This is a genomic window from Aristaeella hokkaidonensis (assembly GCF_018128945.1).
Classification (GTDB): Bacteria; Bacillota; Clostridia; order Christensenellales; family Aristaeellaceae; genus Aristaeella; species Aristaeella hokkaidonensis.
The window spans coordinates 1,889,910-1,910,241 of sequence record NZ_CP068393.1; the positions used below are offsets into that span (position 1 = coordinate 1,889,910).

Consider the following 20,332-nt stretch of genomic DNA (forward strand, 5'->3'; position numbering starts at 1 on the left):
CCATATTTAGTAAGGAGGGTTTCTTATGACCGGTCTTCCGCTTATCATCGCGTTCATTGTCGCGATCGTCCTGATGATCCTTCTGATCTCCAAGCTGAAGGTTCATCCTTTCCTGGCGATCATGGGCATTTCGCTGCTGCTCGCCATTGTTGCCGGTATCCCGCTGAAACAGATTCCCGATATCATCGGTTCGGGCTTCTCCGGGACCTTCACCTCCATTGGTATTGTCATCATCCTCGGTGCCTTCATCGGCGCTGTGCTGGAAAAGACCGGCGCTGCCCTGAAGCTGGCTGACATGGTGATCAAACTGGTGGGTGAAAAGAATCCCCAGCTGGCCATCGAGCTGATGGGCTGGGTGGTTTCCATCCCCGTCTTCTGCGACAGCGGCTTCGTTATCCTGAACCCCATCCGTAAAGCCCTGGTCAAGCGTACCGGCGTCTCCTCCGTGGCGATGACGGTCTGCCTCTCCTGCGGCCTTTACATCTCCCATGTGTTCATCCCGCCGACCCCCGGCCCCATCGCGGCGGCCCAGACCCTCGGTGCGGGAGATTACCTGCTCCTGGTCATCGGCATCGGCGTGCTGTGCTCCATCTTCCCGCTGATTGCCGGCCTGATCTTCGCCAAGTTCATCGGCAAAAAGATCAAGAGTGCCGATGAGACCGTTGACAACGGCGAAGTGGTCAAGACCTATGAAGAGCTCAAGGCCGAATACGGCAAGCTGCCGGGCGGTTGCAATGCCCTGGCTCCCCTGCTGATCCCGATCCTGCTGATGGCCCTGTCCTCCGTTTCCTCCATGGCCGGCTGGACCGGAGCTTTTGCTGACCTGCTGACCTTCCTGGGCAAACCCATCATGGCTCTGGCCGTCGGTGCTGTCCTGGCCATCATCCAGCTTTTCACTGCCGGCAAGGGCAAGGATTTCTACAATCTGACCAATGAAACCCTGAAGACTGTCGGACCGATCCTGTTCGTCACCGCGGCCGGCGGCGTACTTGGCAAGGTGATTTCCTCCTCCGATATGGTCAACTACATCACCGCCAACGCCACCACCCTGCAGGCCATCGGCATCTTCTTCCCCTTCCTGCTCGCGGCTATCCTCAAGAGCGCACAGGGTTCCTCCACCGTCGCGATTACAACCACGGCCGGTATTGTGGCGCCGCTCCTCGGTGTGCTTGGCTTCACTGCTCCCGTGCAGATCGCCCTGGTGGTCATGGCCATCGGTGCCGGCGCAATGACCGTCTCCCATGCCAACGACAGCTACTTCTGGGTGGTTACCAACTTCGGTGATATGCAGCCTGAGCAGGGCTACAAGACCCAGACCCTGATGACCCTGGTCATCGGTATTGCTTCCATTATTGAGATCTTTATCCTCAGTCTGATTTTCTGATCTCAACCAAAACCTCAGCGCACCATGCCTTCGGACATGGTGCGCGTCTTCTTCTCATCCATCTACTTGCGATACGAAACCTGGTGTCATTCCGAGCATAGTCGAGGAATCCCTTACTACGTCCGAAGGACGCATTTATTCAAAGGATGGTGTAGCCATCCATCCATCGTTTTTAAGTTTTCAGTTTTCAGTATTCATTTTTCATTATCATCCCTGGAGGTTTATATGAACCGACAATTGCGTGATCATGCGGATCAGATCGTCCGCGAAGCCATCGCGGCGGTACAGCCGGACGCGGCTGTGCAGCGTGCCCTTTCCGGCATGGAGTTCCCCGGCCGGGTACTGCTGGTAGCCGCCGGCAAAGCCGCGTGGCAGATGGCAAAGGCAGCTTCCGACTGCCTTGGCGACCGGATTGAAAACGGCGTGGTCGTCACCAAATACGATCATGTCATGGGTCCCATCGCAAATTTCACCTGCTTTGAGGCAGGCCATCCGGTGCCGGATGAAAACTCCTTCCGGGGCACCCAGGCAGCCCTGGATCTCGTGGCGGACCTGTCGGAAAAGGACACTGTCCTCTTCCTCCTCTCCGGCGGCGGCAGCGCGCTGTTTGAAAAGCCGCTGGTCCCCGCGGAGGAGCTGCAGGATATCACCGGCCAGCTGCTGGCCTGCGGCGCGGATATTGTGGAGATCAACACCATCCGCAAACGCCTGTCCCAGGTCAAGGGCGGCCGTTTTGCCCAGCTCTGCTGGCCTGGCAAGGTGGAAGCCGTCGTCCTCTCCGATATCCTCGGGGATCCGCTGGACATGATCGCTTCCGGTCCTGCCTGTCCGGACTCTGCCACCGCCGAGGACGCCCAGCGCATCCGGCAGAAGTACAACCTGCGGATGTCTGACGCGGCGGAACGCCTGCTGACGATTGAAACGCCCAAGACGCTGGATAACGTGCATACCCAGATCAACGGCAGTGTCCGGGAGCTGTGCGCGGCCGCGGCCGTCACCTGCCGGAACCTGGGCTATGAACCTGTCCTCCTGACCGATCAGCTCTGCTGCCAGGCCCGGGAAGCCGGCAGCTTCCTCGCTTCCATCCTGAAAACCCACGCCGGGGATCCCAAGGCTATGGCCTTCATCGCCGGCGGCGAAACGGTTGTAAAGCTGACCGGCCATGGAAAAGGCGGACGGAACCAGGAGATTGCTCTTTCCGCCGCGGCAGGCATCGCCGGGCTGGAACGGGCGGCGGTCTTCTCCGTCGGCAGCGACGGGACCGACGGCCCCACGGATGCCGCCGGCGGCTATGCGGACGGCGATACCTGTGCGGAACTGCTGGCCCATGGCCTGTCCATTGACGCGGTGCTGCAGGACAACGACGCCTATCACGCCCTGGAGAAAACCGGCGGCCTGATCATCACCGGCCCCACCGGCACCAACGTGAATGACGTGGCTGTTGCCCTCCTGGACTGACCGGTAAAACCCATGTGTCTGTTTTTGGCCAGATACGACATGTATGCTTAAACCTGTACAATTTGTCCCTGAAATCGCCTGAATTTCGATTGTATTGCCATTTCTTTGTTGTATCATAGTTATACGGAAGGAGCCGTACAACTTCTTCCGGACATTCTGATCGCAAAGGAGTGAATACAATGAAGATCAGAAATAATGATGAACTGAAACTGTTTGAAGAAACACTCGACCGCTGCGACGCTTCCGTGCTGGTTGTCACTGCGCAGGGTGATCAATATGACCTGAAAGATCCTGCACAGCGTTACCTGGGTATCGCAGAAATGATTCGTGGCGAAGGCATCAACGAGCCCGAACTGTTCGCTTCCTCCTATAAGGATGAAATGAAACTCTTCAACTACCTGAATGCCGTAGCGTAATTCAGTTCAAACAATCAAAAAGCCCACTTCCGTAGTTTCGGAAGTGGGCTTTTTCCATCATTTTTAAGTCTTAAGTTTTCAGTTTTCAGTATTAATTATTTCTGACTCGAGCGCCGCCCATGCCGGCCTGAATCCGCTCTTCATCCCGTTCCGGATGGACCGCACATTGGACCAGGCCGCAGCATACAGCGGGATTTTCCCATGTTCAAAGATTGCCCGTGCCAGCCTGTTGGTCAGCGCGGATGCCACGCCTTTGCGCCGGTATTCCGGCAGCACGTCAATCCCGATCTGCCACATCTCCACGCAGTCATCGGAGCATCCCGCCAGGCCAATCAGCTTGTCCCCGTCGTAGGCACCGTAGCCCAGCATATCCAGGTGCTTCTTCGCCGGACTGCTCAGCGCGTTACTCCATTCCGGCACATACAAATCCGTGAAATCCTCCGGATGCATTTCCCGCATCTCATAGGGACAGGTCAGTTCCGCACTGAAAACCGCGTCCGGATCCGGCAGGTAGAAGCTGTGCATCCAGGCCACCCGGGCGCCTGCTTTCTGCAGGATTTTGTTCAGCTCATAGATGGCCATCGGCTCAAAGCACCGGTGAAACTTTTCCTGTCCGTTCACAAGCGCTTCCACTTCCGGGATCAGGTCCTTCCGGCAGGAGGCCACGACGTTGGAGCCGTAGGAGACCAGCCTGCAGGTATTGGGGCTTTTCAGGAACTTGCTTGCCTGTTCCGATGCCTTGTTTTCAACGAATACATGGGTAACCCCGCGGAAGTCCTCTTCCCCGCAGGAACAGTCAATGGCTGACTGCCGCATCGCAGCCGCCAGGATCTCCTTGTACGTCATACACACTCTCTCCTGATCCTCTTTCAGATGGTTTTGTCATTATACAGCAAATCGGATTCATCCAAAAGTAACTAATCAGAAATTCTGCCCGTTATTCGGCGAAACGATTCACTTTTTTATCCTGTTTTTCATTTTCTCCCTTGACAAGCATGTATGCCTATATTATTCTATACACAAGCACCGGCGTTTATGCCGTAGAAATGAAACGTTAGGTTATTGTAGGCTGTTATTCATATATTGAAGCCGTTGAAACCGGCTTGATTTCAGTCTTCATTTATATATTTGCAGCCTGATGATCATCACCAAAGGAGGATGCTTCATGGGAGAAGTGATCCTGACAATGAAAGGGATCGACAAATACTTCCCCGGCGTTCACGCCCTGGATCATGTCGATTTTGAAGTCCGTCGCGGGGAAGTCCATGCCCTCATGGGTGAAAACGGCGCCGGCAAGTCCACCCTGATGAAAGTGCTCACCGGAATCTATACCAAAGATGCCGGTTCCATCACCTTCGAGGGAAAGGAAGTCGAATTCCATAATCCCCGGGAGGCGCAGCAGGCCGGGATCGTCATCGTTCACCAGGAGCTGAACATGATGGGCCACCTGACCGTCGCCCAGAATATCTTCATCGGCCGGGAGCCGAAGCGCGGCCTGTTCATCAATGACAAAGCCATGAATGAAGAAGCCCGCAAGCTTTTCGCCCAGCTGAATATCGAGATCGATCCCAAAGAGACCATGAGCAGCCTGACCGTGGCAAAGCAGCAGATGTGCGAAATCGCCAAGGCTATTTCCCATGACGCGAAGGTCATCATTTTTGACGAGCCCACCGCGGCGCTGACCGACGCGGAGATCGATCAGCTCTTTGTCATCATCCGGGACCTGCGGGCCCGCGGATACGGTATTGTCTATATTTCCCACCGCATGGATGAGATCAAGAAGATCACGGACCGGGTCTCCGTCATGCGGGACGGCCAGTATATCGGCACCCTGATCACCGAGGAGTGCACCAAGGAAGACATCATCGACATGATGGTCGGCCGCGTCATCTATGAAGAGCCCAAGACCGAGAGCCGCTGCGCTGCGGATGCGCCGGTGGTCCTGAAGGTGGAACACCTCAACGCCGGGCGGATGGTTCAGGACGTCAGTTTTGAACTGCACCGGGGTGAAATCCTTGGCTTTGCGGGCCTGGTCGGCGCCGGCCGGACCGAGACCGCCCGCGCCCTGTTCGGAGCCGATCCCAAGCAGAGCGGCGACATCTGGATCAACGGAGAGAAAGTGTCCATCACCTCTCCGAAAGAGGCAGTAGAAGCAGGGCTTAGTTATTTATCCGAAGATCGGAAACGTTTCGGTGTCGTTCTGAAGAAGAACATCACGGAGAATTCCACCCTGGCCACCCTGAAGAAATACACCAAAGGAATCTTCATTGACAAGGCCGCGGAAGAGGCCGTTACACAGAAATATGTGGACGCACTGAAGACAAAGACCCCCGGCATCGACCAGCTGGTTGAAAACCTCTCCGGCGGCAACCAGCAGAAGGTGGTTATCGCGAAATGGCTGGTCAACGATTCCCAGATCATGATCTTTGACGAGCCGACCCGCGGCATCGACGTCGGCGCCAAGCAGGAAATCTACGAACTCATGAATCAGCTGGCTGCCTCCGGCAAAGCCATCATCATGATCTCTTCGGAGCTGGCAGAAATCCTGCGCATGTCCGACCGGATCATCGTCATGTGCGAAGGCCGGAAAACCGGTGAGTTTGATATTGCGGAGGCCACCCAGGAAAAGATCATGGCCGCCGCCACCCGGGATATTGATATGCAGAACCGGAAAGCCCGGCAGGAGGGAGAGGCGGTATGAAAGCAATGCTTGAACGGTTCAAATCCCTCAGGCTGGTCAGGATTATGGGCTTCAACCGGGTCGTCCTGATCGGTGTCATCATCCTGCTGTGCCTGATCTTCCAGGTACTCAGCGGTGTGCTGAATCACGGCAACGTCTTCCTGACCTATGCCCGGTTCACCAGCGCCATCAACTACGGATACTTCATCGGTTTCCTGGCCCTGGGCGTCACCTTCGTTATCGCCACGGGCGGTATCGACTTCTCCGTCGGTCCGGTCATGTTCGCGGCGGCGCTGATCTCAGGCTACTGTTTCAATAACTATGGATTCCCCATGTGGATTTCCCTGATCATGTGCCCCCTCATCGGTATGGTCTTCGGTACGGTCGGCGGCTTCTTCGTCTCCTACCTGCACCTGCCATCCTTCATCACCTCCCTGGCGCTGATGCAGATCGCCAAGGGCATCGGTTCCATCTTCACCAAGACCCAGAATGTATCCTGGCCCGGCAGTACCGATCCGGGCGGCTGGTACCGGAAGCTCTCCAACCTGGAGGTCACCGTAGGCGGCAGCAAGCTGAACATCCCTACCGGCCTGATCATCCTGATCATCGTGGCGATCATCTGCTCCATCGTGCTGAACAAGACCAAGGCCGGCCGTTACATGATCTGCCTGGGTGCCAACCGGGAGGCTGTCCGCCTCTCCGGCGTGGATACGCGCCGCTGGGAGATGCTGGCCTATGTAATCTGCGGTACCCTCGCCGGACTGGCCGCCATCTTCTATGTCGGATGCTACACCACGGTCCAGCCGGTCAAAGGCGACACCTTCAACAATGAAGCCATTGCGGCCTGCGTCATGGGCGGCACTTCCATGGCCGGCGGCCTCGCCTCCATCCTCGGCACCGTGATCGGCTCCTTCATCATCGCCATCATGCAGGAAGGCATCCTGTCCATGGGCTTCAACATTGCCTTCCAGTATTCTCTGACTGCTCTGATCCTTCTCGGCGCGGTAATCGCTGACGTGATGAGCCGCCGCCGCAGGAACTGACAAATGCGGAGAAAGGGGTAAGCAAATGGAAAACACCATTGACCGGAAAAAAGCAGCCCGCTCGGCATTCATCCGTTCCAGCGCCTTCCAGCGCCTGATCATCATCGCGGTTCTGATCCTGCTGTACGGCTTCTTCTACATCGCCAGTCCTTCCTTCCGGAAGTACACGACTCTTGTGCAGATCTGCAGCAACATGTATTACACGCTGCTCATGGCCATCGGCGTCACCTTCCCGCTGATCACCGGCGGTAATGACCTGAGCATGGGTACCGGCCTGATCTGCTATTCACTGATCGGCTCCTACCTGATGCGCATCTGCGGCTGGCCCCTGTGGGCGGCGATTATCATCACGATTCTCATGGGCGTCACCATGGGCGCGGTAAACGGCTTCGGCGTAGCCAAGCTGAATGTCCCGCCCTTTATCATGACCCTGGCCAGCATGATGTTCTGCCGCGGCATCGGCTCCATCCTTACCGGCGGCTTCTCCGGCACCTGGCCGGACGGCATGGAACCCGGTGCCGGATTCCGGAGCGTTTTCCGGCTCGTGGTCAAAACAGATACCGGGCGGATGCCCGTTCCCCTGGGAATGGTCTGGATGATCCTGCTGGTCATCATCATGTCCCTGGTCCTCAACAAGACCCGCGTCGGACGCTATACCATCGCCATCGGCTCCAACAAGGAAGCCCTGAAGCTTTCCGGGGTAAACGTGCTGAAGTGGCACATCTTCGCCTATATGATCTGCGGCCTGTTCACCGGCCTGGCAGCCGTGACCTACGCCGCCACCTTCTCCAATATCACGCCCGGCCAGGGCGCCGGCTTTGAGCTGAACGCCATCGGCGCCGCCATCATCGGCGGCACGGCTATGACCGGCGGTTCCGGTTCTGTCTTCGGAACCTTCCTGGGCGTGCTCCTGATCTCCCTGCTGCAGGTCGGTCTCCCCTTCGTCGGACTGAATGCCGACTGGCAGCTGCTCATCACCGGCTGTATCCTGATGGGCGCCGTGACCATCGATAAGATGCGCAACGGCAAATGATTTCCGTATGTGGCATCCCGGACGGATGTACATATATAAAGTAAGGAGGTATCCCCATATGAAGAAACTGGTCGCTCTCATCCTTGCCCTGGTTATGGTTCTCGGTATCTCTGCCGCGTTCGCGGATGAGTACCACTTCGAGATCGTCTCGAAGGGCTTCCAGTCCACCTATTGGCAGGCTGTTCTGAAAGGCGCCAAGGAAGAAGTGGACAAGATCAATGCTGAAGGCACTGACAAGATCACCATGAACTTCGTCGGCCCCGACTCCGAATCTGATGTGGCCCAGCAGGTACAGCAGTTCACCTCTGCGCTGAACGCCGCTCCCGCCGCCATCGGTTTCGCCGCCGTTGACCAGAACGCTTTCAACGATCTGCTGAATGATGCCCTGTCCAAGAAGATCCCGATCATCGGTTTTGACTCCGGTGTTCCCGGCGCTCCCGAAGGCGCTGTCTATGCCAACGCTTCCACCAACAACTACATCGCCGGCACCGTTGCCGCCGATGGTATGTGGGCGAAGATCGTTGCCCGGATCGAAGCTGCCCCCGGTACTGTCCGCATTGGTGAAGTCAACCAGGACGCCACCGGTGAATCCGTGACCCAGCGCGGCCTCGGTTTCATCGACAGGATCATCGAGCTGGCCGCTGAAAAGGGCTGGAAGGTTGCCGTGACCGGTAACGAATTCTATGTCAACGGCATCAAGGGTGAGAAGGCCGCTGAAGCTGACGCCAAGATCATCATCGAAGCCAAGGTGCCCGCTCAGTCCACCGTGGAACTGTGCGCCAATGAAGCTTCCGTGCTGCTGAACGAAGAAGACCTGATCGCTGTGTTCGGTTCCAACCAGGTTGCCGCTGAAGGCGTTGTCGCCGCTGACAACAACCTGTTCAAGTGCGGCACCGGTGATGACACCGTCATCGCTGTGGGCTTTGACTCCGGTGCTACCCTGAAGGCCGCCATCCGCAGCGGCGTTATGTACGGCGCTGTGACCCAGTCCCCCGTCGGCATCGGCCGCGTGACCATCGACCTGCTCCTGGCCAGTGCCAAGGGCGAAGCCGTTGAAGACACCGATACCGGTTGTGCTTTCTACACCCTCGAGAACATCGATACTCCCGAGATCGCTGACAACCTGTATGACTGATCTTACTCATCGAGCCCGTTCCTGACGGGTCCGGTAAGGAACGGATGGGGATCTCCGGATCTCCATCCGTTTTCTCTCTGTCAGGCAAACCGCAAGGAGGTTAATGAACAATGGTAAAAAACAGATACCTGGGCAGCTATCCCGTGATCGGCATCCGGCCGACGATTGACGGCCGCCGGGGCGCCCTGAAGGTGCGGGAAAGCCTGGAGGACCAGACCATGAACATGGCCCGTTCCGCCGCCCGGCTGTTTGAGGAAAACCTGCGCTATTCCAACGGCGAGCCGGTAAAGGTCGTCATCGCGGACACAACTATCGGCCGGGTAGCCGAGGCTGCCGCCTGTGAGGAAAAGTTCCGCCGCGAAGGCGTCGCCGTCACCCTGACCGTCACCCCCTGCTGGTGCTACGGTTCCGAAACCATGGACATGGACCGGAACACTATCAAGGCCGTCTGGGGCTTTAACGGCACCGAGCGTCCCGGCGCTGTCTATCTTGCCAGCGTCCTGGCAACGCATGCCCAGAAAGGACTTCCGGTCTTCGGCATTTACGGCCATGAGGTACAGGAAGCGGACGATACCTCCATCCCGGAGGATGTGAAGGAGAAACTGCTTCGCTTCGGCCGGGCTGCCGTGGCAGCTGCCACCATGCGCGGCAAAAGCTATCTCCAGATCGGCGCCATCACCATGGGCATCGGCGGTTCCATCATCGACTCAAAGTTTATTGAGGAATATCTCGGCATGCGGGTCGAGTCTGTGGACGAGGTGGAAATCATCCGCCGCATGACCCTCGGCATCTATGACCGCAAGGAACTGGAAAGGCTGAAATCCTGGAGTGAGGAGAACGTGCGGGAAGGCTTTGACAAGAATCCTCCCGAACTGCAGAAGACCCGGGACCAGAAGGATCAGGACTGGGAATTCACCCTGAAGATGTACCTGATCATCAAGGACCTGCTCAACGGTAATCCAAATCTGCCTTCCGGCTGCGAGGAAGAAGCCGTGGGGCATAACGCCATCGCCGGCGGCTTCCAGGGCCAGCGCCAGTGGACGGATTTCTATCCCAACTGTGACTTCCCGGAAGCCATGCTGAATACCAGCTTCGACCACAACGGCGCCCGGGAGCCCTACGTCTTCGCCACGGAAAACGATGTGCTCAACGGCCTGGGCATGCTCTTCATGAAGCTGCTCACCAACCGTGCCCAGATGTTCGCGGACGTCCGCACCTTCTGGAGTCCTGAAGCTGTCAAACGCTGCACGGGTTATGATGTGGAAGGCGCCGCGAAGGAAAACGGCGGCTTCATCCACCTGATCAACTCCGGTGCCTGCTGCCTGGACGCCAACGGACAAGCCCGGGATGAGAACGGCACCCGGCTGATGAAGCCCTGGTATGACGTCACCGTGGCGGACCAGAAAGCCATCATGGAAAACACCACCTGGAACTATGCCGATCTCGGTTATTTCCGGGGCGGCGGCTATTCCAGCCGTTTTGTCACAGACTGTGAAATGCCTGCCACCATGATCCGCCTGAACCTGGTGGATGGCCTGGGCCCCATGCTGCAAATTGCCGAAGGCTGGACCGTAAACCTTCCGGACGAGGTCACCGATATTCTCTGGAAACGGACCGACTACACCTGGCCTTGCACCTGGTTCACGCCCCGCTGCGACGGGAAGGAAGGCAGCCCCTTCCGGAGCGCCTATGACGTCATGAACTGCTGGGGTGCCAATCACGGTGCCATCAGCTACGGCCATATCGGTGCGGACCTGATCACCCTGTGCTCCATGCTACGCATTCCTGTAGCCATGCACAACGTGCCTGTCGCGGATATCTTCCGTCCTGCCGCCTGGAATGCCTTCGGCATGGATAAGGAAGGCGCCGATTACCGCGCCTGCGCCACCTACGGTCCCTTCTACAAGAAATAACCCGTTTAAATACTCATATCAAAAAAGTCAGAGCTTCTTCCGAAGCCCTGACTTTTCCTTATCCCGAAAAAAGGGTTTTGAGTGTATATCATTTTTAAGTCTTAAGTTTTAAGTTTTCATTATTCATTCTCAATAACGCCTCAGGCGTTATTGAGGTACCCCTCCCTCGGTACTAGTCCAAACCTCTCCGCCAGTCCCTGCAATATCTCGTCACTTATCGTATTAATCCGGGGCAGCCCGGCAATCTTCATATAGATCTCCGCTGCCTTTTCCACCGTCTCAATCAGACCGAAGGCTTCATCCAGCGTGTTTCCCACGGCTGACAGTCCGTGCTGGCTCCAGATCACCAGCCGGGCTGTCTTCATCTTCTCCGCCGTGTCCATGCCCAGCTGGTTGGTGCCGCACACGACGCAGGGAAGGATATTCACTCCTTCCGGGAATACCACAATGCATTCCGTGCACATCTGCCACAGTGTACGCGTAAAGGACCGTTCATCCAGTTCGTGCACGTACGTCATCGCCAGCAGGTTGGTCGGGTGGCAGTGCATATAGATCCGGTTTTCCGGGTTCACCCGCAGCCGGGCCGCATGGGTCATCATATGAGCTGCGAATTCGCTGGTAAACGTGCCTCCGTCCGTGAATCCCCACAGGAGCTCCGCCTCATCCCCGGCCGCTGTGATCCGCACCAGTCCCAGGTTGACAGCCGGCGCGTACTGCACGTTCTTGAAATACTTGCCCGTGCCGGTCACCAGGAAATACTTTCCTGCCAGTTCTGTCGCTGTGAACCCTGTCGGAATCCGGCGGATCACCCGGTCCGGATCCAGGCATCTGACCACCTGTTCCTCGTCCACCAGCATGCTCACGTTGCCGCCGTTCCGTTCATCCCAGCCGTGGTTGTACATGTTTGTCAGCGTCCTGATCATCTCGGTCATCCACGGTTCAAACAATATATTCCTTTTCACTGTCCTGCCTCCTGTATATCCGCCCGAATCTGGACTTTGATATTTCCTTCTGCCGTTGCCTCCATGGGTAGTGCGATCACCTGTTTCCCGGTGGCCTGCGCGGTCAGCCTGTTCAGGTAATTGTTCTTTGCACCGCCGCCCACAATATACAGCTTGCTGCGGCAGATTCCCGTGCATGCTTCCATCGTCCGGACCGCCCGGCCGTAGGTGTCGGCCAGGGACCGGTATGCGCACCGGAAATAGCCTGCCGTGCTTGCCGGTTTTGCCGCCAGCTTTGCGTCAAACGCTTCCTTCATGCTTTCCGGTGCCAGGAAATCCGGATCCTCCGCGTCAACAAGCCCGTCGAATCCATCCTGTTCCGCCTCTGCCGTGATCTCATCCCAGGGCTTTCCGGGGCAGAGTTCCTCCCGCAGGCGGTTTACCAGCCACATCCCGATAATGTTCTTCAGGTACAGGCTGCATCCCACGCCGCCCTCATTTGAATAGGCTGCCTCCATGCTCTTCCGGTCTGTCAGCGGGGAGGGTATCTTCATTCCCAGCAGGCTCCAGGTTCCGGAGGAAAGAAACAGCTCGTTTCCTTCCATGGGAATTGCCTCCACCGCGCTTGCCGTGTCGTGCGTCGCGCAGAGCACCACTTTCATCCCCCGGTATGCGCCGATCACCGTTCCCGGTTTCCGCAGCTTTGGAAACAGGTGGCGCGGGAAGCCCAGGGCTTCCACGATTGCGGGATCATACTCCCCCGTCTTTGCGTTCACCATTCCTCCGGTGGTCGCCTCTGTGTACTCATGGGCTTTTCCGCCGCACAGCCGGTACATCAGGTAGGATGGCATCGGCAGGAAAGCGTCAGCTTCTGCCAGTCTTCCCGCCGTTTGATCCGCGTACAGCTGGTAGATGCTATTGAAGGGCTGATGCTGGATGCCGGTCCGCCGGTACAGCTCTTCAAAGGGCATCCGCCGGTGCACTTCCGGTATGGCCGGTCCTGTGCGGCTGTCCCGGTAGGCATAACAGGGCAGGATCTCCTTTTCGCCCTTCATCAGCACATAATCCACGCCCCAGGTATCCACAGAGAGGCTCACAATATCCGGAAAATACTTGAATGCCTCCTCGATCCCCATCCGGATGTTCATCACCAGCGTTTCCAGGTCCCAGATCAGTCCGTCGTCTGTTTCCTTCATCCCGTTGGGAAACCGGTAAACCTCAACCGTCCGGATCTTTCCGTCCTCCGGCCATCCGACTATATGCCGGCCGCTGGACGCTCCGATATCAATGGCCAGATAGTATCTCACCGTTCCGCACATTCCTTTTCTGTCTTTTAATGCTGTTAACCGTAACGTTTCGTCTTGTATTATCAGTATATATAAAACCGTGCCCTTTTGTCAACACACGCCTCCGGTGTTTTCAAAGCTTTATTTTCTTTGAACAAACCTGCTGCTCCGTATTCCCTTTTGTTTCTGTTTTCTGTATAATAATATTGTCCATTTAAGCAAAACGTTTCTGTTAAGGAGCCAGCCATGACCCGTACTGATCTTGCTCCCGGCGTCACCCGGATCCGCCTGACCCCGGCGGATGGTGATCCTTTTGTCCCTGTCTCTTTCCGGGATCATACAGGAATATATCTGACGCAGACAGGCTGCGTCTTTACCCCGCGTCCTGTATTCCGTCTGTGCGGGGAAAGCGGCGGCGGTGAGGTAAAGCAGACCGCCAACGGAGAGGTCGTTTCTTTTGATGCCGGAGAATGCCGTCCGGCCGGTGAAAGCTGTTCTGTCATACTCCGTTTCTCTTTTCCCGGTTCCCCGGTCCTGACGGGTCTGGGCGCACATGAGGACGGTGTCTTTGACTATGCCCGGGAATCAGAACTCCTTTATGAACACAACATGAAGATCCCCATTCCTTTCCTGCTCAGCAGCAGCGGATGGGGCCTTCTGATCGAAGCCGGCTGCGCCATGAAATACCATGGGGATGGTTCTTCCTTCTCCTTTGAGCTGGACGCAGCCCGCGTTGTCTCCTATCTCGTTATCCGGGGCAGCGACTGCGCGGACGTTCTCCGGAAGCTCTCCTGCCTGGCCGGAAAACCTGCCATGCTTCCCAAATGGGCCTTCGGGTATATTCAGAGCAAAGAGCGCTATCACAGTGCGGAGGAACTGCTCTCCGTTTCCCGGGAATTCCGCCGCCGGAATCTTGGGCTCGATTGTATCGTCCTGGACTGGATGAGCTGGCAGGACGGCTGCTGGGGGGACAAGACGCCGGATCCCGTCCGTTTCCCTGATATCCGGAATCTGACCGAAGAACTTCACCGGATGCATATCCACCTGATGGTTTCCGTATGGCCGAACGCTGCCAAAGGCCGGGATTGCGATGAGTTCGCCGCCTCCGGTCAGTTCCTGCCTGCCAGCCGGATTTATGACGCCTTTTCTTCTGAAGCCAGGGAGCTCTACTGGCAGCAGTGCCGCCGTCACTGGATGGACGGAGGCACGGACGCCCTGTGGTGCGACAGCTGCGAGCCGATTACCGATCCTGACTGGTGCGGGGAAGAAAAACGGGATCCTGAAACCAGGTACCGGCTGATAACGGAAGATTCCTCCCTGCGGATGGATCCGGAAGAAATGAACTTCTATGCATCCCGCCATCTTCAGGGGCTCCGGGAACATTGGCTGAAGGACATCCCGCATAAGCGTCCTCTTTTCCTGTCCCGCAGCGGCAGCCTTGATGCCGGCAGTCTCGGGGCAATCCTCTGGTCCGGTGATATCTCTGCCCGTTGGGATGTTCTGGAAAAGCAGGTTGTTGAAGCCGTCCGCGTTTCCTGCAGCGGTATCCCGTGGTGGACCCTGGACATCGGCGCTTTCTTCGTCGGGCGGAAGGATCCCTGGTTCTGGCGCGGGGACTATCCAGACGGCGTCAGTGATCCCGGTTACCGTGAACTGTATATCCGCTGGTTCCAGTTCGGCGCCATGCTGCCCGTCTTCCGCTCCCATGGAACCGATACGCCGCGTGAACCCTGGGCTTTCGGGACTGAGGACAGCAAGGAGTATCACTGCCTGCGGGAAACTATCGCGCTGCGTTACAGTCTCCTGCCTTACCTTTATTCCGCCGCTGCCCAATGCTGCCGGACGGGCGTTCCGATGATCCGCGCAATGCTCACAGCCTTTGGCAGTGATCAGCGGCTTTGGCCGCTGGCAGATCAGTATATGCTCGGAGATTCCATCCTGGTTAAACCGGTCACCCGTCCTCTGGCTGACGGAGGCAGTGAAACCGCCGTCACCCTGCCGGAAGGCGGCTGGTACGATCTGTTTACCAGGGCTTATTATGCTGCAGGCAACACGCTGAAGCTGGATACGCCGCTGAACCGTTTCCCGGTGTTTGTCCGTGCGGGCAGCATCCTGCCCTGGGCTTCCGGCGTCTGCAGTACGGCGGATCTGCCCTTCCCCGCTGAAGAACTGCTTGTTTTCAGCGGTACTGACGGCGATTTCATACTTTATGATGACAGCGGAGACGGCATGGATTACCTGCAGGGCGCGTTCCTGCGGATTCCCATGCACTGGGATGAAAAGCGCCGGATTCTTTCCCTGGATCAGGCGGAAGGCACCCTGCCTGTGGATGCCGTTTTCCGGATTACGCTGATCTGTCCGGACGGGCAAACCGAACTGAAAAACATAAAATATACAGGTGTTCCGCTGAAAATCGCATTCTGAAAACCGTCTTTCCCTTTCATTGAAAGCTTTTCAAGCCTTGAAACGTTTCGTTTGCATTCCTTTTGTCATGATGTTACAATACCTGTAAAGTTAATGCTTATGCACCCGATCGCATAAGGCACGGAGGATTTTCTCATGGCAGCAACAATGAAAGATCTTGCACGGGAAACGGGGCTCGGACTGGCCACGCTTTCAAAGTATTTCAACGGCGGAACCGTCCGTGACAAAAACCGCCTGCTCATTGAGGCCGCGGTTAAAAAGCTGCATTACGTGCCCAATGAAGTGGCCCGCAGCCTGAAAACGCAGCAATCCCGCGTCATCGGCGTCATCATTCCCGAGCTCAGTAACGCCTTCATCACTTCCATCATCTCCTCCATGGAGGATATCCTCCGTCGTCACGATTATGCCGTTATCGTCTGCGACTGCCGCAGCGACCCGAAACGTGAAAAGGAGGCCGTGGAGTTCCTGATGCACCGCCGGGTGGACGGGCTCATCAATATGGCCACCGACGCCACCGGTGATCATCTCAAGGCTGCTCTCGAGGCCAACATCCCCATCCTGCTGGTGGACCGGCTGATCAATTCCCTTCGCAGCCGCGTCAGCGCCGTTATCATTGACAATGTTTACGCTTCCGGCCAGGCCGTCCACAAACTTCTGGATCTGGGGCACCGGAAAATCGGTCTTGTTCTGGGCAGCCAGCACCTCTATACCACTGATGCCCGTCTCACCGGTTACCTGAGCGCCCTGCGGGACGCCGGTATCACACCGGATGACCGGTATATCCGTTACGGTGACTATACCATGGACGGCGGCTACCAGGCCGTTCAGGAGCTGGTTAAGCTGGATGATCCGCCCACGGCCCTGTTCATCACCAACTTTGAAATGACCCTCGGCGGCATGCTCGCCCTGCAGCAGAACGGGATTGAAGTCCCGAAGGATCTTTCCGTCATCGGCTTCGATAAACTGGAGCTCTTCGGCGGCATCTTCCCGGACCTGACCCTGATCCGCCAGCCCCAGCTGGGCATCGGCCGTGAATGCGCCAACCTGATGCTGGATATGCTTTCAAACCGTGAAAGCTATTCTCCCCGCATCGTCACGCTGACCACGGAGCTGACAGAAGGTTCCTCCGTCCGGCCCCTGAATCCCTGAATTTTGAACAGAACAAAACGCCGCGTTCCCGGTTGGGAACGCGGCGTTTGCTTTGTCAATACTGATCAGTGGAAGGCAGGCATCCAGTCGCCGTGCGCTTCGATCAGCTCGTCGCACATTGCCACGATATCGTCAATGGACAGTTCTGCGCCGGCATGGGGATCCATCATAACAGCCTGGTAAATATAATCCTTCTTCAGCGTGCGGGCCGCTTCGATCGTCAGCAGCTGTACGTTGATGTTGGTCCGGTTCAGTGCCGCGCACTGTTCCGGCAGGTCTCCCACGTAGGTGGGCTGCACGCCGTTGCGGTCCACCAGGCAGGGCACTTCCACGCAGGCATTGCGCGGCAGGTTGGTGATCAGGCCGTTGTTCAGCACATTGCCGCCGATCCGGGTCGGAATCCCGGTCTCCATGGCCTCCATGATATAGCTGGCGTATTCATGGGTACGCTTATGGCTCAGCAGCGGATTCTGGGTCAGTTCATGGCCCCGCTTTTTCCAGTCTTCAATCTGGTGGATGCAGCGGCGCGGATATTCATCCAGCGGGATGTTGAAGCGCTCAATCAGTTCCGGATAACGTTCCTTGATGAACCAGGGAGTATATTCGGAATTATGCTCGCTGGATTCCGTAATGTAGTATCCGAAGCGGCGCATGATTTCCAGCCGCACCATATCTCCGTGCCGGCCCTTTTCCTGATAGAGCTTGTAGTCCGCTTTCATGCCTTCGATCCACCACTCAGGCAGCTCCTCGCCCTGGCTCAGGCCCCGGATCCGTTCCTCAAAGGAGCCGATGTCCAGTTTGCCCTGGTTATACAGCAGCGCCCGGCGTTTGATCTCCGGATAAAGATCCACACCGTCCTTTGTGATTTCCAGCAGCCAGGCCTGGTGGTTGATACCCGCGATCTTCCACTGCACGGAATCGTCATATTCCATGCCCAGTTCCTTCAGCAGCGTGGGCGCGCACACCTGTACGCTGTGGCACAGGCCCACGGTCTTGATCGGGGTCATAGTCAGCATCGCGCCTGTCAGCATGGCCATGGGGTTCGTATAGTTCAGCAGCCAGGCGTCCGGGCATACTTCTTCCATGTCCCGCGCAAAGTCCAGCATCACCGGAATCGTACGCAGCGCCCGGAAAACGCCGCCCACGCCCAGCGTGTCCGCAATCGTCTGCTTCAGGCCGTATTTCTTCGGAATTTCGAAGTCAGTGATTGTGCAGGGATCATAGCCGCCTACCTGTATCGCGTTTACCACATAGTTCGCGCCGCGCAGCGCGTCCTTGCGGTTTTCCGTTCCCAGGTATTTTTCGATCCGGGCCTTGGACCCGTTGTTGCGGTTGATTGCCTGAAGCATCTGGTAAGATTCGTCCAGCCGTACGGCGTCGATGTCGTACAGGGCAATCTCACTCTCCGCCAGGGCGGGAGTCAGCATGCTGTCCCCCAGGACGTTCTTGGCAAAGACCGTGGATCCGGCCCCCATGAATGTGATCTTAGGCATATGTATCCTCCTCTGTCTGTGTATTATCTCCGGCGCTTTTGGGCGGCCGTTCATATTCCTTCTGGTTCAGTTTACGGTACTCCAGGGGACGCATCCCCGTAAGCCGCCTGAACAGCTGCTGGAATTGCTGTGTATTGCTGAATCCCACCTCGCAGGCAATCTCCAGCATGCTCTTCCGGGTTTCAATCAGCATTTCCTGGGCGTGCTGGATCCTGATCCGCTGCAGGTGGTCCTTCATGGTCCGGCTGGTGTACTCGCGGAACAGCCGGTGCAGGTAGGATGGATGGATATGCAGTTCCTCCGCCACCGAGGACGCTGTCAGCGGTTCTGCATAGTTGTTGTTCAGGATGTCCAGGGCCTCTGAAATATAATGGTTCCCGACAGATTCCCGGGACTGGTTCATTCCGCGGAGCCGGGCCACTTCCAGCATCACCTGCGTACACAGCAGGGAGCACAGATGCCTGCCCTGCTCATTGGCACTGTCTGCCAGCGGAACGATAGTCTTCATCAGCTGATGCACAACCCCGTTCCGGTCGCTCAGCGTCAGCACCCGGGGCTGCTGCTCAAACATCTCCCGCATTTTGCCGTCCGCTTTCAGCAGGCTGGCCAGGTCCGGGGCAAGCCCCGTCCCTTCCTCATACTGGAACTCGATGTTCATCATGCTGCACAGCCCTTTGTTGAACCGCAGATCCCAGTGGCGGATCCCTGCGTCGATCAGGATAAACTGGTTGCAGCTCACCTGGTTGAACCCGTTGCTCTCTGTTTCGATGCTCATGGTGCCTTCGTTGACGTACATGATCTCGCACAGGGAGTGGCTGTGGTTGATAACCTCCGGGGTGGATTCCATCATGTTTGCCCGGTCATAATAGCCGTAAACCACGGGCACAAATCCGTTCTGGAGGTTCTCGGCGTCATAGATGGAATTCATGCCTCTTCACCTCCCGTTTCCGGATCAGAGCCGTTGATCGGCGCGGGATAGAATGCCGGATCATAGTGACAGGTCAGCGCGTAGGACTTCCGGTATTCCTGGGGAGACATGCCGGTTTCCTTTTTGAACATCCGGCAGAAATACTGCTGGGAGCTGATCCCGATCCGGGTGGCGATGGAAGAGTTGGGAATATCGGTATGCATCAGCAGGCTCTTTGCCTTTTCAATCCGCAGATGCGTCAGGTATTCCCCGATCCGCATTCCCGTCTCATCCGGGAATATGCGGTGCAGGTGTCCCACATGAACCCCCGCAACCTCGGCTATATCCTCTGTGGAAATACAGAACATATAGTTCTCTTCAATATATTCCAGTACTTTGCGGATCCGCGGGCTGTAGTTCCGCCCGCGTGAGCTTTCCTCATCCAGTGCGGCGGATATGCCGGCCAGGATTGCGCACAATGTCAGCGTCGTCTGCAGGTCCCGCTGTTCCGGCGGAAAAGAGGAAAAACTCAGCATATTCCTCAGGGAGGAAAGCACCACCGTACGGGAATCCTCAAATTCCACGCAGATTCCGTGTCCTTCCATCAGGTTCCTGACGCGGGGATATACGCGCTCCAGCTGGTTCAGCCCGTAGCCGCAGTTTCCGCCGCTGCCGGTGGAAAAGTCCAGCCGCGTCACGGACAGGTCCGGGGAGGCGTCCTTCATCTGATAACACAGGCTGCCGGAAAGGAAGGCCATCCTGGATCCTACCAGGCGGATTTTCCGGTCTGCGGCAATCAGGGTGCAGCTTCCGGTCACAGCGCACAGCAGGCTGTACATTCCGGACGGACATTCATATTGGAAGTCCGTTGCCATGGCAATAGTGGAAAGGGACACAAGGGACGGCGTCCGCTGAAGCACACCATACGTCATTTCCTGCATGCCGCGTCCCTCCGTTCCTTTTATTTTTCAAGTCTTCCATTCTCTGCATATCAATCCATACTGATATTCATCATTATAATCCATGCCCGACCGGAAACAAGGACTAAAACGATCATTCTATTTGCACTA

Annotated in this window: 16 protein-coding genes; 10 read left to right on the plus strand and 6 right to left on the minus strand. The window is 56.9% G+C overall.

What is annotated here, in order from left to right; translation table 11 throughout:
- Positions 1 to 25 precede the first annotated feature (25 nt).
- The 3 genes from JYE49_RS08580 to JYE49_RS08590 all read left to right on the plus strand — a co-directional run bounded on the left by JYE49_RS08580 (position 26) and on the right by JYE49_RS08590 (position 3,258).
- The gene (locus JYE49_RS08580; RefSeq protein ID WP_093957099.1) at positions 26 to 1,384 is read left to right on the plus strand and encodes a GntP family permease; all 1,359 of its coding nucleotides are present in this window, start codon (positions 26 to 28) and stop codon (positions 1,382 to 1,384) included.
- 225 nt (positions 1,385 to 1,609) lie between these two features.
- Positions 1,610 to 2,842, plus strand: coding sequence for a glycerate kinase type-2 family protein (locus JYE49_RS08585; protein WP_093957098.1), 1,233 nt, complete (start codon positions 1,610 to 1,612; stop codon positions 2,840 to 2,842).
- A 179-nt stretch (positions 2,843 to 3,021) separates the two neighbouring features.
- Complete coding sequence (locus JYE49_RS08590; RefSeq protein ID WP_093957097.1) at positions 3,022 to 3,258, plus strand: hypothetical protein; 237 nt, start codon at positions 3,022 to 3,024, stop codon at positions 3,256 to 3,258.
- Between the two features lie 78 nt (positions 3,259 to 3,336).
- On the opposite strand, the gene JYE49_RS08595 is transcribed toward JYE49_RS08590, so the two are convergent.
- Positions 3,337 to 4,104, minus strand: coding sequence for a GNAT family N-acetyltransferase (locus JYE49_RS08595; protein WP_093957096.1), 768 nt, complete (start codon positions 4,102 to 4,104; stop codon positions 3,337 to 3,339).
- 319 nt (positions 4,105 to 4,423) lie between these two features.
- On the opposite strand from JYE49_RS08595, the gene JYE49_RS08600 reads away from it, so the two are divergent.
- From JYE49_RS08600 to JYE49_RS08620, 5 genes are all read left to right on the plus strand, one after another.
- Positions 4,424 to 5,959: a sugar ABC transporter ATP-binding protein gene (locus JYE49_RS08600; RefSeq protein ID WP_093957095.1), complete on the plus strand. Its 1,536-nt coding sequence runs from the start codon at positions 4,424 to 4,426 to the stop codon at positions 5,957 to 5,959.
- Positions 5,956 to 6,981 (plus strand): ABC transporter permease, encoded by a 1,026-nt coding sequence (locus tag JYE49_RS08605; protein ID WP_283399369.1) that lies wholly within the window; start codon positions 5,956 to 5,958, stop codon positions 6,979 to 6,981. Before JYE49_RS08600 ends, JYE49_RS08605 begins: the two co-directional genes overlap by 4 nt.
- A 25-nt stretch (positions 6,982 to 7,006) precedes the next feature.
- Positions 7,007 to 8,014, plus strand: coding sequence for an ABC transporter permease (locus JYE49_RS08610; protein WP_093957094.1), 1,008 nt, complete (start codon positions 7,007 to 7,009; stop codon positions 8,012 to 8,014).
- 58 nt (positions 8,015 to 8,072) lie between these two features.
- Positions 8,073 to 9,149: a substrate-binding domain-containing protein gene (locus JYE49_RS08615; RefSeq protein ID WP_093957093.1), complete on the plus strand. Its 1,077-nt coding sequence runs from the start codon at positions 8,073 to 8,075 to the stop codon at positions 9,147 to 9,149.
- A gap of 110 nt (positions 9,150 to 9,259) precedes the next feature.
- The gene (locus JYE49_RS08620; RefSeq protein ID WP_093957092.1) at positions 9,260 to 11,062 is read left to right on the plus strand and encodes an L-fucose isomerase; all 1,803 of its coding nucleotides are present in this window, start codon (positions 9,260 to 9,262) and stop codon (positions 11,060 to 11,062) included.
- Positions 11,063 to 11,202: 140 nt separating this feature from the next.
- Here JYE49_RS08620 and rhaD read toward each other — a convergent pair whose 3' ends face one another.
- Both rhaD and JYE49_RS08630 read right to left on the minus strand, forming a co-directional pair.
- Complete coding sequence (rhaD, locus tag JYE49_RS08625) at positions 11,203 to 12,024, minus strand: rhamnulose-1-phosphate aldolase (protein WP_093957091.1); 822 nt, start codon at positions 12,022 to 12,024, stop codon at positions 11,203 to 11,205.
- A complete protein-coding gene (locus JYE49_RS08630) occupies positions 12,021 to 13,310 on the minus strand; it encodes a rhamnulokinase (protein WP_283399368.1) in 1,290 nt (429 codons plus the stop codon). The genes rhaD and JYE49_RS08630 overlap by 4 nt, the downstream gene beginning before the upstream one ends.
- Positions 13,311 to 13,535: 225 nt before the next feature.
- Between JYE49_RS08630 and JYE49_RS08635 the strand changes: the two genes are divergently transcribed.
- Positions 13,536 to 15,713, plus strand: a complete 2,178-nt coding sequence (locus tag JYE49_RS08635; protein WP_093957089.1) for a TIM-barrel domain-containing protein — start codon at positions 13,536 to 13,538, stop codon at positions 15,711 to 15,713.
- A gap of 135 nt (positions 15,714 to 15,848) precedes the next feature.
- A complete protein-coding gene (locus JYE49_RS08640) occupies positions 15,849 to 16,862 on the plus strand; it encodes a LacI family DNA-binding transcriptional regulator (protein WP_093957088.1) in 1,014 nt (337 codons plus the stop codon).
- Positions 16,863 to 16,927: 65 nt separating this feature from the next.
- Here the strand turns inward: JYE49_RS08640 and JYE49_RS08645 are convergent, their stop codons facing one another.
- Genes JYE49_RS08645 through JYE49_RS08655 form a run of 3 tightly spaced genes read right to left on the minus strand, consistent with a single transcriptional unit; the run spans position 16,928 to position 20,203 of the window.
- On the minus strand, positions 16,928 to 18,409 hold the full coding sequence (locus JYE49_RS08645; RefSeq protein ID WP_439647314.1) for an alpha-glucosidase/alpha-galactosidase: 1,482 nt from the start codon (positions 18,407 to 18,409) through the stop codon (positions 16,928 to 16,930).
- Positions 18,348 to 19,283 carry a helix-turn-helix transcriptional regulator gene (locus JYE49_RS08650; RefSeq protein ID WP_093957086.1) on the minus strand — a complete coding sequence of 312 codons (936 nt, stop codon included), beginning with the start codon at positions 19,281 to 19,283 and terminating at the stop codon, positions 18,348 to 18,350. The genes JYE49_RS08645 and JYE49_RS08650 overlap by 62 nt, the downstream gene beginning before the upstream one ends.
- Positions 19,280 to 20,203, minus strand: a complete 924-nt coding sequence (locus JYE49_RS08655; protein ID WP_093957085.1) for a helix-turn-helix domain-containing protein — start codon at positions 20,201 to 20,203, stop codon at positions 19,280 to 19,282. The genes JYE49_RS08650 and JYE49_RS08655 overlap by 4 nt, the downstream gene beginning before the upstream one ends.
- Positions 20,204 to 20,332: the final 129 nt, after the last annotated feature.